Here is a 14,599-nt window from a genome sequence, read left to right as displayed (position 1 = left end):
GAGGGGATCGAGAGCGCGAGGAGACGGCATGAGCGACGACGTGGATCCGCGCGGCGAGGACGAGCGTGACGACGCGACAGGCGGCGCGACACCCACCGCCACCGAGGCGGTGCGCTTCGGGCTCGACGGCGTCGTGCACGAGATCGACCTCGACCCCGCCGGCGCGCGCGCCCTCCGCGCCGCGCTCGCGCCGTACGTCGCCGCCGGGCGCCGCACGACCGTGACGATCACGCCGATCCGCGACGAACCGGCCCGCCCCGCCAGCGGCATGACCGCCGCCGCCGCCCCGACGGGCGAGCGCGCCGCCGCCCGCGCCTGGCTCGAGGCGAACGGCCATCGACTCGGCCCGGGCGGCCGCATCTCGGCGACGCTCATGACGATCTACCGGAGCCGCGACGGGCGCTGAGCCGCACCCTCGGCGCGGACACCCGGCACCAGCACGACTCCGAGGCGAGGCGCTCGGCGCCCGCACCGGATCCGCGGTCGGCGGACTGGCGTCTGCCGCAGCATCACGGCTGCTTCGTGATCAGGCGTGGTGACCGTCGGCTCGGGTCCCGGGAAGGACTCGCCGGTGGGCCCGGCCCCCTGAGGGGGCCGGGTTCCCTCTCGGCGCTCCGCGAGACGCACGACGGCCGACGCACGACGCCCGCCGGCCGCGGATGCGGCGCGACGGGCGCGTGGTGGCGCGGATGCGCGGGGCGGGTGCGACTAGCCGAGCGACACGGCCGTCCACGACACGGGCGGCAGCGTGATCGTGAGGGTGCCGGCGGCGAGCGACGCCGACGCGTTCGGCGTCAGGCCCACGCGCTCGCGGTCCTCGAAGGTGTTCTTCGCGTAGGCGTCCTCGTCGTGGATCCCCACGGCCTCGAGCACCTCGGAGACCGCGAGCCCGGCGACGTCGACCTCGATCGTGAGCGCGTCGGACAGGCTGCGGTTCACGAGGAAGACCGCGGCTCGGCCGGTGGCCTCGTCGAAGGTCGCGACGGAGTCGACGAGCGGCGCGGTGCCGTGCACCTCGGTCTCGTACGTGCCCACGTCGATCCGCGGCTTCAGCACCTCGCCCTGCGCGAGCCGGCTCGTGACCGAGAACGGGAAGAAGGTGGTCTGGCGCCAGGCGCCGCCGCCGGTCTCCGTCATGATCGGCGCGATCACGTTCACGAGCTGCGCGAGGCTGGCAGACGTGACACGGTCGCTGTGCTTGAGCAGCGTGATCATGAGGTTGCCCAGCACGACCGCGTCCGCCACCGAGTAGACGTCCTCGAGCAGGTGCGGCGCGTAGGGCCAGCCCTCCGTGATGACGCCGGACTCCTGGTGCTCGTCGAGGTACCAGACGTTCCACTCGTCGAAGGAGATGTTGATGGTCTTGTCGCTCTTGCGGCGGTACTTGACCTGGTCGGCGGACGCGACGACCGTGCGGATGAAGTACTCCATGTCGAGCGACGAGGCGAGGAAGCTGCCGAGGTCGCCCTTGCGCTCCTGGTAGTAGGCGTGGGCGGAGATGAAGTCGACCGAGTCGTAGGTCTTCTCCAGCACGGTCCGCTCCCACTCGCCGAAGGTCGGCATGCCGGATCCGCTGCTGCCGCACGCGACGAGCTCGAGGGTCGGGTCGACCATCTTCATGGCGCGGGCGGTGCGGCCGGCGAGCGTGCCGTAGTCCTCGGCGGTCATGTTGCCGACCTGCCAGTCGCCGTCCATCTCGTTGCCGAGGCACCACATCCTCACGTTGTGGGGCTCGGGGGATCCGTTGGCGATGCGCTGGTCGGAGAGGGCGGTGCCGCCCGGGTGGTTGGAGTACTCGAGGATGTCGAGGGCCTCGAGCACGCCGCGCGTGCCGAGGTTCACGGCCATCATCAGCTCGCTGCCGGTGAGCTCGCACCAGCGCGCGAACTCGTCGAGGCCGACCTCGTTGGTCTCGAGCGAGTGCCAGGCGAGGTCGAGGCGCTTCGGGCGGTCCTCGCGGGGGCCGACGCCGTCCTCCCAGCGGTAGCCGGAGACGAAGTTGCCGCCGGGGTAGCGGATGGTGCTCGTGCCGAGCTCCTTGACGAGGTCGACGACGTCGCCGCGGAAGCCGTCGGCGTTCGCGGTGGGGTGGCCGGGCTCGTAGATCCCGTCGTAGACGCAGCGGCCGAGGTGCTCAACGAAGGAGCCGAACGTGCGGCGGTTCACGGGGGCGACGACCGCGGTGCGGTCGATCGCGATGCGGGCGTCGGGCGACGTGGAGGCGTCGGTCATGGAGTGGTCCTTCACTTCATCGGGAACGGGGCCGATCGACGCCGAGCGGTCGCCGGCGGGATCTGATGCCATTACAACGTTGTAAGAGCAACGTCACCCCATTCTCCCGGGGGCGCGGGGGAGGTGTCAACGCGACGCGGGCACCGCGGCCGGGGAGGCCGCGGTGCCCGCGTCGCAGGGGGACGGATCAGCGGCCGTCGGGGGCGGCGGGGATCCAGACCCGCATGGTCGACGGGCCGCGGTTCGCCCAGGAGGCGTACGGCACGAGGTCGACGAGGCCGAGGTCCTCGACGCGGTCGGCGCGCCTGTCGGCCTCCGCGTAGGGCCAGGCGGCCGGATCCGCGATCGCGCGGGAGAGCCGCACCCGCGCGCCGCGCCCGGTCCGTTCCGGCGGCGTCGCCGTGTCGACGACCACGTCGCCCACCTCGCCGGAGGACAGATCGACCGACTCCAGCGCGAGCACGAGCGGCCCGCGCTCGACCGCGACCTGGCCGCGGACCGCGTCGATGCGCGGATCCGGCGCCACGAACCGTGCGGTCACCGGCAGCTCCACGGCCACCGTGTCCCCCGCGCGGAAGCGACGCCGCACGACCGTCCGCCGTCCGCGGACCTCGACGGGGGAGCCGCCCGGCTCGGTGACCGTCGCGGTGCGGGCCCACGCGGGGATGCGCACGGCGAGCTCGACCTCGCGGTCCGTGTCCTCGCGGAACGTGACGGCCACGTCGCCGGCGTACGGGTAGCCGCTGCGCACCGACAGGGCGACGCGCGTGCCGTCGTCGAGCGTCGTGTCGACGTCGTAGGAGCCGAGCTGGTGGATCTGCACGCCCTCCGCCGAGCGCGTCGCGAAGGTCAGCTCCATGCTCGCGAGCGTCCGGGCGACGTTCGTGGGGCAGCACGACACCTCGAACCACGGCGCCCGGAGGCTCGCGAGTGCGCGCGCGTTGACCACGTCCTCGTCGGGCGCGACGCCGGGGGTCCGCTGGTGCAGCGTGTTCGTGTAGAAGAAGGCGCGGCCGTCCTCCCGGGGGGAGGCGAGCACGGTGTTGAGCAGGGTGCGCTCGATGAGGTCGGCGTAGCGAGGGTCGTCCTCCTGCAGGAGCAGCCGCCACGACAGCATGTTCGAGGCGATGCCCGCGCAGGTCTCCGCGTAGGCGCGGTCCGGCGGCAGCTCGAAGTCCGCGCCGAACGCCTCGTCCTGGTGGTGGGATCCCATGCCGCCCGTCACGTACGTGCGGGTGCGGACGGTCTCCTCCCACTGGCGGCGAACGGCGTCGGCGAGCCCCGCGTCCCCCGTCTCGACGGCGACGTCGAGGGCGCCGGCCGCGAGGTAGAGCGCGCGCACCGCATGGCCGCGGAGCACGTCGGCGTCCCGCACGGGCACGTCGTCCTGGAAGTACTCGGCGCCGTACTCGATCGGCCCGAGGAGCCCGTGCCCGCGCCGCTCGACGAACAGGCGCGCGAGCTCCACGTACCGCGGCTCCTCCAGCGCGCGGCCGAGCTCCACGAGCGCGACCTCCACCTCGGGGTGCCCGCACACGGCGACCCGGCCCTCGGGCCCGAACGTCTCCCAGAGGTGGTCGGCGACGCGACGGACCACGCCGACGAGCTCGTCCGACGCGCCCGTGCGGTGCGCCGCGACGCCCGCCTGGATCAGGTGCCCCATCGAGTACAGCTCGTGGCCCCACTCGAGGTCGGAGTAGCGGGGGCGCTGCCACGGGCGGCCGAACGACGTGTGGAGGTAGCCGTCGGGATCCTGCGCGGCCGCCACGCGCGACACGAGCCGCGCGAACCGGTCGGCCAGGTCCACGTGCGCGGCCGTGCCCGCGCCGTCCGCGGCGTCGACGGGCCGGCCCAGCTCCCACGCCATGCCCTCGAGCAGCTTGTGGATCTCCGAGTCGACGAACTCGATGCCCGCGTGCTCCCACCCCTCCTCCCCCGACGCCGAGCGGTCGAGGTTCGAGGTCCAGCCGATCCGCTCCATCCACTCCTCGCAGTGGCGGAGGATCACGTCGGCGTTGAGCCGCTGCCGCTCGGCCCAGAAGCCGTCGACGAGGCGGATCTCGGACGCGTCGAGCGGGGTCAGCCGCGACCGCGACGGCGCGACGGGCCCACCGGGGCGGTCGGGATGCCCGTCCCGGGAGGCGGAGGCGGACGGGTCGGCGGTGGAGGTGGTGGTCACGGGTGGTCTCCTCGGAGGGTGGTGGGGATGCGGGTCGGGCGGCGCCGGGCGGCGGACATGCGTCAGTCCTTGACGGCGCCGGCGGTCACGCCCGCGGCCACGTAGCGCTGCGCCACGACCAGCAGGACGGTCGCGGGGATGGAGGCGACGACGGCGGTGGCCATGATCGAGTTCCACTCCTGGTTGTTGTTGCCGATGTAGCGGTAGATGCCGAGCGTGATGGTCTGCGCCGTGCCGCCGCTGTTGAGGGTGGACGAGAAGACGAAGTCCGACCACGCCCACAGGAAGGCGAAGAGGCCGACGGTCACGACGGAGTTGCGGCTCACGGGCAGCACGATCGAGACGAACGTGCGCCAGGTGCCGGCGCCGTCGAGCTCGGCCGCGGACAGCAGCTCGTCCGGGATCCCGCGCATGAAGGCGGTGAAGATGAGCACGCCGAAGGGCACGGCGAGCGTGCTGTCGGCGATGATCAGGCCCCACCACTGGTTCAGGATCCCGGCGTTGAGGTAGATCGCGTAGAAGCCCATCGCCATGATCACCTGCGGGATCATCTGGGCCACGATCATCACGAAGCCGAGCGCTCCCCCGCCGACGGGCCGCAGCTTGGCGAGCGAGTAGGCGGCCGGCGCCGAGAGCGCGATGGTCACGATCACGGTGCCGAGGCCGACCACCAGGCTCGTGCCGAGGTACGGGAGCTGGTCGCGCACCACGGCCGCGTAGCCGTCGAGGGTCGGCGTCGAGGGGAACAGCTGCGGCGGGCTCTGCCGCATCCGGTCCGTCGGCGTCAGCGAGACGTTCACCATCCAGTAGACGGGGAAGAGCATCACGGCGGTCAAGAGCACGCCGACGACGGTCGTGGCGGTGCTGCGGCGGCCCTTCCGGCGGATCTGCGCGGTGCGCTCGGCGGAGATGGCGGGAGACGGGCGGCGATCGGGGGGCGGGGACCCGGTGGATCCGGACGGCCGGGCGGGAGCGGCGGCGGACATCAGCTCTCCTGCTTCCTCTGCACGCGCAGGTAGACGAGGCCGCAGACGAGGGCCATGACGATGAGGAGGTTGCCGACCGCGGCGGCCGGCCCGAAGGTCGGCAGCGTCGAGCCGAAGCCGAGCTGGTAGGACCAGATGGCGAAGGTCGTCGAGGTATCCCCGGGGCCGCCGCGGGTCATGATCCAGATGATGTCGAACACCTTCAGCGTGTAGACGAGGCCCAGCAGGATCGTGATCGCCGACACCGGCGCGAGCAGCGGGAACGTGATCCGCCGGAAGCGCTGCCACGAGGTCGCGCCGTCGAGCGACGCCGCCTCGTAGAGCTCGCCGGGGATGTTCTGCAGGCCGCTGTAGAGGATCACGAGGTTGAAGGGGATCCCGATCCAGATGTTCGCGACGATGACCGAGGCGAGCGCCCACTGCGGCGACGTGAGCCAGTTGACCTGACCGCCGCCGAGCGCGCGGATGACCGCGTTGACGATGCCGCTCTCGCTGTTGAGCATCCACGACCAGGTCGACGCGCTCACGATGAGCGGCAGGAGCCACGGCACGAGGAACAGCGCCCGCAGCGTCGCCGAGAGCCGGAACCTCTGGAAGAAGAAGACCGCGAGCGCCATGCCGATCGTGAACTGGAAGGCGATGGAGACGAGCGTGAAGGTGAGCGTGTTCGCGAGCGCCGGGCCGAAGGTCGGGCTCTGGACGACGCGCGCGAAGTTGTCGAGGCCGATGAACGGCGCCGATCCGTCGAGGAAGGAGCGCACCGTGTAATCGCGCACGGACAGGTCGACGTTCCGGATGAGCGGGTACGCGTAGAAGACCGCGAGGTAGACGACGACGGGGACGAGGAACGCCCACGCCGTGAGCTGCCGGGGCCCCACGCGGCGGGGCCGTCGGCCGTCGGGCCGGCGCGCGTCGCGGCCCCGGCGGGGCGGGTCCGCGACGTCGCGGACCCGCCCCGAGGGCGCCGCGTCGCGGCGGTCGATGGTGTGGGCGCTCATCCGGGTCAGCCGTTCGCCGACTCGGCGGCCTTCTGGGCCTCGTCGAGCGCGTCCTGCGGGCTGGCCGCCCCGCTGAGGCTGTTCTGCACGGCCTTCCAGAGCTGCTCGGAGATGCGCGGGTACTTCGTGCCGAGGTCGTCGCTCGTCCGGCCCTTGGCCTCGCCGACCGCGGTCACCCACGGCTCGAGGTCCGGGTCCGTCGCCACCTGCGCCTGCTGCGCCTCCGCGGTCGGGGCGACGTAGGACAGCGTCGTGTCGGTGGCGACGAGGTTGTCGGTGCTCGTGAGGCAGGCCTGGATCCGCTTCGAGACGTCGTAGCGCGCCTGGTCCCGCTGCACGGGCACCGTCAGGAACTCGCCGCCGGTGGGCGCGGGGGCGGAGCCGCCGTCGCGCCCCGGGATGGAGAGGATCCCGTAGTCGATCCCGGAGTCCTTCACCCCCTGCAGCTGCCAGGTGCCGTTCTCGCCGAACGCGTACTCGCCGGTGAGGAACTCCTGCCACGACGTGGTCTGCGTGTTGCCGATGACGCTGTTCGGCGCGAGGCCCTCCTTCACCCAGTCGGTCCAGAGGGTGAGCGCCGAGACGGCGTCGTCGGAGGAGATGTCGGTGAGGTCGGCTCCGGACCCCCAGAAGTACGGCAGGAACTGGAAGCTGCCCTCCTCCGTGCCGATGGCCGAGAACGTGATGCCCTTGCCGCCGGACGCCGTGACCTTCTCGAGCGCCGCGGTGAGCGACGCCCAGTTGGTGATGGTGGCGGGATCCACCCCCGCCTTCGCCAGCACCGTCTTGTTGTAGTAGAGCGCCAGGGTGTTGGCGCCGATGGGGACACCGAAGGTGTCGCTACCGAGCTGGCCGGCCGCGAGGATGTTCTCCTCGAAGCCGGACACGTCGGCGCCGGTCTCCTCGGTCGTCGTGAGCAGGCCGCCCTCGGCGAGCGTCGAGACGACGGGGTTGTCGACGAGCAGGAGGTCGGGCGAGTTGCCCTGCTGGCCGGCGAGGAGCGCCTTGCTCGTGAGGTCGGACGTGTCGTAGCCGGTGCGCTCGACGGTGACGCCGGCCTCCGTGCCGCACTGCTCGACGAGCTTCGTCCAGTCGGAGGAGGCGTCGAACTGGGGGTACGGGTCCCAGAAGGTGTAGGTGCCGCTGGCGGCGGATCCGTCGGAGGCTGCGCCGCCTCCGGTGGAGCAGCCGGCCAGGGCGAGGCCGGCGACGAGCGCGCCGGCCGCGACGGCCGTGCGCGTGGTGCGGGGGAAGGAGTTCACGGTTGTCCTCTCGGGATGCTGCAGGGCAGGCCTCCCGGGGGACCGCGCGCATCGCGCCGCCGCCTCCTCCTCGAGGACTGCAAACCGAAACCGGTTTCGGTAGGAAGCTACGTCGCCCTCCTTTTGCTTGTCAAGGCCGGGATGAACTAATTTCGTCACCGTGACCATCGACGGATCGAGACCGGGCGCGGGCGCCGTGACCCTGGCCGACGTCGCCCGGGCCGCCGGCGTGAGCGTGGCCACCGCCTCGAAGGCGCTCAACGGCCGGGCGCAGGTGCGCGACACGACGCGTCGCCGGGTCGAGGAGGCCGCGGCCGCGCTGTCCTTCACACCGAACTTCTTCGCGCAGGCGCTCAACTCGTCGCGCACCGGCACCATCGGCATGGTCACGAGCGATCTCGACAACCGCTTCGTGCTGCCGATCCTGCTCGGCGCGGAGGACGCCTTCGGCAAGGGGTCGCTCTCCGTCCTGCTGGCCGACGCCCGCGACGACGCCCTGCGCGAGCAGATGCACCTGCAGTCGCTGCTCACCCGCCGGGTCGACGGCCTGCTCATCGTGGGCCGCACGACCAACCCGCGGCCGCCGGCGCCGGTCATGGCGGGCGTGCCCGTCGTGTACGTCTACGCGCCGTCCACCGGCGAGGGCGACGTCTCGTTCACGCCCGACAACGTGATGGCGGGGCGCCTCGCCGCCGAGCACCTCATCGCGCAGGGGCGCACGCGGATCGCGCTCGTCAACGGCGAGTCGTCGTACGCCGCGGCGCGCGACCGGGCCGAGGGCGTGATGGGCGCGCTCGCCGCGCACGGGCTCGAGCCGGTCGGCGGATCCTCGCTCTACGGCCAGTGGGGCGAGGCCTGGGGCAGGGACTGCGCGCGCCTCCTGGTGCGCGGCGGGGATCCGGTCGACGCGATCATCGGCGGCAGCGACCACATCGCGCGCGGCGTGCTCGACACCCTGCGCGACGAGGGCCGCGACGTGCCGGGGGACGTCGCCGTCATCGGCTTCGACGACTGGGACCTGCTCGTCCGCGAGGCTCGCCCGCCGCTCTCGAGCGTCGCCATGGAGCTCGAGCACCTCGGCAGGGCCGCGGCGCAGCGGCTGGTCGACATGATCGACGGCGAGACCGTCCCCGGGGTGTCGGCCGAGCCCGTGCGCGTCGTGGCGCGGGCGTCCACCGGCGCGTGACGCCCATCGTCACCCGGGCCCTGTTCCTCGGCGGCCGCTCGGGCGTCGGCAAGACAACGGTGGCGGCGGAGGTGTCGCGGGGGCGGGGGCGGCGGATGCGGTGCACCGCGTGGCGACCGACGGTCGGGACGTCGCGGAGATTGCGGCGGAGGTGGTGGTGATCAGCGGCTGGCTCACCGGCTGACGACGCGCCGGGACGCGCGGCCGCCTCATCCCACCCGCGGCCACGAGCTGGTGAGGTGCGCCTCGATCGCGCGATGCCGGAAGCCGTAGGACGTCCCACGGTCGATGATGCCGCGCACGGTGTCCAGGCGCTGCGCCGTGGTGCCGACCTCCGCGGCCCTCGAGCGGCCCATCTCCTTCGCGATGCGGGTGAGCGTGCGCTCCTCGGCGGGCAGCGCGGCCATGGCCTCCACGAAGGCGCGCTCCCGCGGGGGCAGCCGCTCGAGGATCCGCTCCACGTGCGCCGCCGCCTCGCGCTCCGCGCCCCGCCAGCCCGCGCGGACCTCGTCGCGGGTGATCGTCATCCCCGATCCGGCGTACCAGGCGCGCTCCCCCGCCAGCTGGAAGAGGAACGGCTCCCCGCGGCACAGGTCGACGATCGCAGCCGCGGCGTCCTGGTCCATGCGGATGCGACGGGCGCGACCCGAGCCGTCCGCGACCTCCCAGCCCGGCATGACGAAGTCCTGCAGCGCCGCCCGGATGTCCTCGTCGTCGATCGCGGTCAGGACGGTGGTGCGGAAGCGGCGTGCGAACGTCGCGCCCTTGTGCGCGCCCGCCCGGTCCTCGAAGTCCGGCAGGCCCGTGAGGTACACCGCGATCGGCAGGGACCGGCGCACGTGCGCACCACCGGGGATCGCGACCTCCTCCTCGTGCGTGATGGCGTCGCCGAGGGCGATCAGCAGCTGCGAGAGCGCCCGCTCGTCCGTGATGTTCTGCACCTCGTCGACGTGGACCAGGGCGACCCGGCCCTTCCGCATCGCCGCGCGGCCGACCTCGACGAGCAGCGCGGTCAGCGACGTGTAGGGCTCCGGGCCGCTCTGCTCGGATCCGCGCAGGGTCAGCGAGAGCCCGGCCGCTGCGACCGCCTCCACCCGGGCGATCGCCTCCGCGATGCGCCTCTCGCGCGCCGAGGGGAGGCCGGCGGAGCGCGCGAGATCCAGCACGGCAGCGGCGACCGGCTTGAGCGGATCGGCACCGAGAGGGATGCGGAGCTGCGGCGTGACCCAGTCCCCGTCGCGCGCAGCGGTCTGCGCGATGCGCCGCACGAGCGAGGACTTGCCGAGCCCGGGCTCCCCGAGCACGGTGCGCCCGCGCTCGGGGAGCCCGCGGAGGAGCCGAGGCCGGACCACGTCCCGCCAGTCGCCGAGCTGCTCGGTGCGGCCGGCCCATATCTCGGGGACGGTGTCCGAGCCGGGGCTGAAGGGATTGCCGGTCGCATCGCGCATGTCGGTAATGTTACCAAGCGACACGCAACTTGGTAATGTTACCAAAAACGGCCGAGCCGCGGCGCGGATCAGGCCGGCCCGACATGACGCCCCGGCACCGGGCTCGAGTACACGACGTGGGTCGTGATCCCGCCGAGGGCGGCGAGGCGGCCCGTGATGCGCTCGAGGTCGCGCATCGACCGGGCGTGGACCTTGATGATGAAGCAGTCGGCGCCGGTGACGTGGTGCGCCTCGACGATCTCCGGCATCTCGGCGACCAGCGCGTGGAACGGCCGGTAGTCGCCCGACGGGTACGCGAGGCGCACGAAGGCGGTGACGGCCCAGCCGAGGGCCTCGGGATCCACCGTGATCGAGTAGCCGGTGATGATGCCCGCCTCGGTGAGGCGACGCACGCGCTCGGCGGTGGCGCTCGCGGAGAGCGAGACGGCGCGGCCGAGCTGCGCGACGCTCATCCGGCCGTCGCCCTGGAGCTCGGCGATGATCGCGTGGTCGGTGACGTCGAGGGTCAGCGGCGGATTCGTCGGCATGCGGCCGAACCTACCGGGCGATCCGCGGCGCGACGGCCCCGATGCCGCGCGACGGCCCTTCCCCGCCCCGGTGCCCGGCGGCTTCGATGGAGGCATGCACACGAGCCTCTCCGCGATCGACTTCTTCGCCGCCAAGCTGACCTACGAGACCGACCCCGCCGACCTCGCCGCCGACCGCGCGAGCGGCGCCGCGCCGCTCGTGGTCGACGTGCGCTCGGACGCCTCGTGGGCGCAGGGGCGGATCCCGGGTGCCGTCCACATCCCCGGCGCGGAGATCGCCGCGCGAGCCGCCGCCGAGCTCCCCGACCGGGACGCGCGGGTCGTCGTCCACTGCTGGGGCCCCGGCTGCAACGGCAGCACGCGCGCGGCCCTCACCCTCGCGACGCTCGGCTACACGCGCGTGCAGGAGCTGATCGGAGGCTTCGAGTACTGGGCGCGCGAGGGGTTCGCGGTGGTCGGCGACGCGGGGCGGACGCGGCGGGAGCCGGATCCGCTGACGGCGCCGGTCGGCTGACGGTGCGGCGGCGGCCAGCTGGTCAGCCGACGACGGGAGCGGTCTCCGCGACGGCCGCCGCGGCCAGCTCCGCGAGCCGGTGGTCGCGCTCCTCCTCGTGGGCCGTGATGGTGACGACCGCGTCGCGGGATCCGTCGACCAGCACGTACTGGCCGTAGCGGCCGTCGAGGCGCCAGGCGTCGCCGGGGCCGTCCCAGGTCGCGAGGCCGTAGCGGGCGAAGGGCGCGGCAGGATCGGCGCCGGTGTCGACCCAGGATCCGTGCATCCGGTCGACCCACTCCGCGCTCACGAGCTGCCGGCCCTCCCACGCGCCGCGGTCGCGGAGCAGCCGGCCGATGCGGGCGAGCTCGCCGGTGCGGAGCTCCAGGCCGCTGCCGCCCACGACGAAGCCGAGCGGGCAGCGGTGCCACTGCGGGTTCTCGATGCCGAGCGGATCGAAGAGGCGCGGGAGGAGCCAGTCGCGCACGTCGCCGACGGCCGCGGCGAGCATCCGCATGGCGACGTAGGGGCTCGCGTCGCTGTAGCGGAAGACGGTGCCGGGGCCGCGCGTCGGGAGCGCGAGCATGGCCTGCGCGAGGTCCGGGCTGGGCACGGGCTCGTCGCCGAACCAGGCGAAGTCGATGCCGCTGGTCATGGTGAGGAGGTGCTCGACGGTGACCTCGGCGACGCCCGCCCCGAGCTCGATGTCGGGGAGCAGCTCGGGCACGCGGGTGTCGAGCGAGAGGATCCCCGCGTCCACCGCGATGCCGACCGCCAGCGCGCAGACGCCCTTGGACACCGAGTAGAGGTTCTCGCGGTCGTCGCTGCGCCAGCGGTGCGCGGCCTCGTCGGCGCCGATCCGCACGACGACGCCGTACGCGCCGAGCCGCTCGCGGTCGATGCCCTCGACGAGGCGGGCGAGGGCGTCGTCGGCGGTGCTCATGGATCCAGTGTGGCGCGGCCAGGCGGGGGCACGCCCCTTCCCCGGCCGGGGGAACCGTGCGAGGGTGGCGGCTCGGCACACGGCAGGGGACGGCATGAGGCTGGCGACGCGCATCACCATCGGGTTCCTGGCCGCGGAGCTCGTCGCCCTCGCGGTGCTTCTGCTGCTCGCCGACCGCTGGGAGGACATGGGCTGGCCCGCGCTCGGCATGGAGCACCCGCTGATCGCGCTGGGCTTCCTGCTGCCGCCGCTCATCGTGCTGACGGCTGTCGCGCTCGTGCTGCTGGCCGGGACGCGGATCCTCGTGGCGGAGGTCGGGGCGTGGCGAGCCCGTCGCGCGCCGGTCGTGGACGGACTCAGCGCATCGTCGCGTCCCGCTGCGCGTCGGTGAGGGCGCGGTCGGCGTAGACGAGGCGCAGCACGTCGGGGTCGGGGTTGCCCGGATCCGGCCCGCGGTGCACGAGCGTCAGTCCCACCTTCTCCGCCACGGCCGCCGAGGCGCGGTTGTGCGCGACGAGGTACGCGACGACGGGCAGCTCCGGGCGGAGGATGCGTGCCCGCGCGATCGCCCGCGACGCCATCTCGGTCGCGAAGCCGCGGCCGTGCACGGCCGGCGAGAAGCGGTAGCCGAGGTTCCAGAAGGCGTCGTGCGCCACGTGGCAGCCGCCGAACCCCACGACCGCGTGGGCGTCCCGCTCGCGCACGATCCACGTGCCGAGGCCGTCGCGCTCCCAGCCCTCGGTCCGCGTGCGGAGGAAGCGGTCGGTCTGCGCAGGATCGGTCACGCGCAGCGTCGGGTAGTGGGTCCAGACGGCGGGGTCGGAGAGGATCGCGTGCACCTCTGCGACGCCGTCGCCCGAGACGGTCGTTCCCAGACGCCACCGGACGGCACGCTCGTTCGCGACCGGACTCCCGACCGAAACGCCGGGGAAACAGTGGGCGGTTAGCGTCCGGACATGAGCACAGCATCGCGCCGACGAACAGCCGACACCAGCACCGGCGACGGGGTCGACACCGTCCCGCCGCTCGCCCGGCTCCTGCCCCTCGGGCTGCAGCATGTCCTCGCGATGTACGCGGGCGCGATCGCCGTCCCGCTCATCGTCGGCGGTGCGCTCGGCTTCGACAGCGCCGACCTGGCGTTCCTGATCAGCGCCGACCTGTTCGTCGCCGGCCTCGCCACCATCGTGCAGTCCGTCGGCTTCTGGCGCTTCGGCGTCCGTCTGCCGCTCGTGCAGGGTGTCACCTTCGCGGCGGTCGGACCGATGATCGCGATCGGGACCGAGCACGGCATCACCGCCGTGTACGGGGCGACGATCGCCTGCGGGATCTTCATGGTCGTCGTCGCGCCGTGGTTCTCGCAGCTCATCCGGCTGTTCCCGCCGATCGTCACCGGGACGGTCATCCTCATCATCGGGCTGTCGCTCATGAGCGTGGCAGCCGGGTGGATCACCGAGGGCGGGGAGGACGGCGCCGCCCGCCCCACCGACGTCGCGTTCGCCGCCGGCGTGCTCCTCGCCATCGTGCTGGTCGAGCGCTTCGCACCCCGGGGGCTCGCCCGGGTCTCGGTCCTCGCCGGCCTCCTCATCGGCACCCTCGTGGCGCTGTTCGTGCCGGGGATGGTCGACGGGTCCGGCATCGGCCAGGCGCCGTGGTTCGCGGTCGTCACGCCGTTCCACTTCGGGCTGCCGACGTTCGACCTCGCGTCGATCGTGTCGATGCTCGTCGTCGGGCTCGTGATCATGACCGAGACCACGGGCGACATGGTGGCCGTCGGCGAGATCGTCGATCGGCCGGTCTCGAACCGGACGCTCGCGGACGGCCTCCGGGCGGACGGCCTCGGCACCGTCGTCGGCGGGGTCTTCAACACGTTCCCGTACACGGCGTTCGCGCAGAACGTCGGACTCGTGGCGCTCTCGGGGGTGCGTTCCCGGTACGTCGCGACGGCTGCGGGCGGGATCCTCGTCGTGCTCGGCCTCGTGCCCAAGGTCGCTGCGGTGGTCGAGGCGGTGCCGCACGCGGTCCTCGGCGGTGCCGGCGTCGCGCTGTTCGGGATGGTCGCGGCGAGCGGCATCCGCACCCTGTCGCGGGTCAGGTTCGACAACCGGAACGTGCTCGTCGTGGCCCTGCCGCTCGGGATCGCGCTGCTGCCGACCGTCGCGCCGTCGATCTACGCGGCGTTCCCGACGTGGTTCACGCTCGTGTTCGACTCGGGCATCTCGGCCGGCGCGGTCGCCGCGATCCTGCTCAACCTGCTGCTCGGCACCGGGAAGGCCGCCGGGCCCGCGGACCTCCCCGGTGGCGTCGCGATGACGGACGCCGACCAGCCGTGACGGCACCACGACCGG

At 73.2% G+C, this 14,599-nt stretch carries 14 protein-coding genes; 5 read left to right on the top strand and 9 right to left on the bottom strand.

Going from position 1 to position 14,599, the window contains the following annotated elements; translation table 11 throughout:
• The first annotated feature begins 28 nt into the window (after nt 1-28).
• Entirely contained in the window at nt 29-406 is a 378-nt protein-coding gene (locus FGD68_RS03505; RefSeq protein WP_237609776.1) for an Lsr2 dimerization domain-containing protein, read from the top strand.
• 302 nt (nt 407-708) lie between these two features.
• Here the strand turns inward: FGD68_RS03505 and arfA are convergent, their stop codons facing one another.
• From arfA to FGD68_RS03480, 5 genes are all read right to left on the bottom strand, one after another.
• Nucleotides 709-2,232, bottom strand: a complete 1,524-nt coding sequence (gene arfA, locus FGD68_RS03500) for an arabinosylfuranosidase ArfA (protein ID WP_119373265.1) — start codon at nt 2,230-2,232, stop codon at nt 709-711.
• 187 nt (nt 2,233-2,419) lie between these two features.
• On the bottom strand, nt 2,420-4,411 hold the full coding sequence (locus FGD68_RS03495; protein WP_119373264.1) for a glycoside hydrolase family 127 protein: 1,992 nt from the start codon (nt 4,409-4,411) through the stop codon (nt 2,420-2,422).
• 62 nt (nt 4,412-4,473) lie between these two features.
• Nucleotides 4,474-5,235: a carbohydrate ABC transporter permease gene (locus tag FGD68_RS03490; RefSeq protein WP_104236589.1), complete on the bottom strand. Its 762-nt coding sequence runs from the start codon at nt 5,233-5,235 to the stop codon at nt 4,474-4,476.
• Between the two features lie 161 nt (nt 5,236-5,396).
• The gene (locus FGD68_RS03485; RefSeq protein ID WP_237609775.1) at nt 5,397-6,395 is read right to left on the bottom strand and encodes a carbohydrate ABC transporter permease; all 999 of its coding nucleotides are present in this window, start codon (nt 6,393-6,395) and stop codon (nt 5,397-5,399) included.
• 5 nt (nt 6,396-6,400) lie between these two features.
• A complete protein-coding gene (locus tag FGD68_RS03480) occupies nt 6,401-7,657 on the bottom strand; it encodes a sugar ABC transporter substrate-binding protein (protein WP_237609774.1) in 1,257 nt (418 codons plus the stop codon).
• A gap of 160 nt (nt 7,658-7,817) precedes the next feature.
• On the opposite strand from FGD68_RS03480, the gene FGD68_RS03475 reads away from it, so the two are divergent.
• Complete coding sequence (locus tag FGD68_RS03475; protein WP_219818163.1) at nt 7,818-8,843, top strand: LacI family DNA-binding transcriptional regulator; 1,026 nt, start codon at nt 7,818-7,820, stop codon at nt 8,841-8,843.
• Between the two features lie 209 nt (nt 8,844-9,052).
• Here FGD68_RS03475 and FGD68_RS03470 read toward each other — a convergent pair whose 3' ends face one another.
• Together FGD68_RS03470 and FGD68_RS03465 are read right to left on the bottom strand one after the other, a co-directional pair.
• Nucleotides 9,053-10,291 carry an ATP-binding protein gene (locus FGD68_RS03470; protein WP_119372484.1) on the bottom strand — a complete coding sequence of 413 codons (1,239 nt, stop codon included), beginning with the start codon at nt 10,289-10,291 and terminating at the stop codon, nt 9,053-9,055.
• A 68-nt stretch (nt 10,292-10,359) separates the two neighbouring features.
• Entirely contained in the window at nt 10,360-10,818 is a 459-nt protein-coding gene (locus FGD68_RS03465; protein WP_104236555.1) for an Lrp/AsnC family transcriptional regulator, read from the bottom strand.
• Between the two features lie 94 nt (nt 10,819-10,912).
• Between FGD68_RS03465 and FGD68_RS03460 the strand changes: the two genes are divergently transcribed.
• On the top strand, nt 10,913-11,332 hold the full coding sequence (locus FGD68_RS03460) for a rhodanese-like domain-containing protein (RefSeq protein ID WP_119372483.1): 420 nt from the start codon (nt 10,913-10,915) through the stop codon (nt 11,330-11,332).
• A gap of 22 nt (nt 11,333-11,354) precedes the next feature.
• Here FGD68_RS03460 and FGD68_RS03455 read toward each other — a convergent pair whose 3' ends face one another.
• Entirely contained in the window at nt 11,355-12,254 is a 900-nt protein-coding gene (locus FGD68_RS03455) for a serine hydrolase domain-containing protein (RefSeq protein WP_119372482.1), read from the bottom strand.
• Nucleotides 12,255-12,348: 94 nt separating this feature from the next.
• Here FGD68_RS03455 and FGD68_RS03450 point away from each other — a divergent pair, with 94 nt between their 5' ends.
• The gene (locus FGD68_RS03450) at nt 12,349-12,645 is read left to right on the top strand and encodes a hypothetical protein (protein WP_119372481.1); all 297 of its coding nucleotides are present in this window, start codon (nt 12,349-12,351) and stop codon (nt 12,643-12,645) included.
• On the opposite strand, the gene FGD68_RS03445 is transcribed toward FGD68_RS03450, so the two are convergent.
• Nucleotides 12,611-13,093 (bottom strand): GNAT family N-acetyltransferase, encoded by a 483-nt coding sequence (locus FGD68_RS03445; protein WP_237609773.1) that lies wholly within the window; start codon nt 13,091-13,093, stop codon nt 12,611-12,613. The two genes, FGD68_RS03450 and FGD68_RS03445, sit on opposite strands and share 35 nt — an antisense overlap.
• A 117-nt stretch (nt 13,094-13,210) precedes the next feature.
• Here FGD68_RS03445 and FGD68_RS03440 point away from each other — a divergent pair, with 117 nt between their 5' ends.
• Nucleotides 13,211-14,584, top strand: a complete 1,374-nt coding sequence (locus FGD68_RS03440) for a nucleobase:cation symporter-2 family protein (protein WP_119372480.1) — start codon at nt 13,211-13,213, stop codon at nt 14,582-14,584.
• Nucleotides 14,585-14,599 lie beyond the last annotated feature (15 nt).

This window comes from Clavibacter californiensis (genome assembly GCF_021952865.1).
GTDB classification, from domain to species: Bacteria; Actinomycetota; Actinomycetes; order Actinomycetales; family Microbacteriaceae; genus Clavibacter; species Clavibacter californiensis.
The sequence above is the reverse complement of the archived record's forward strand: the minus strand, read 5'-3'. Positions and strand labels throughout refer to the sequence as shown.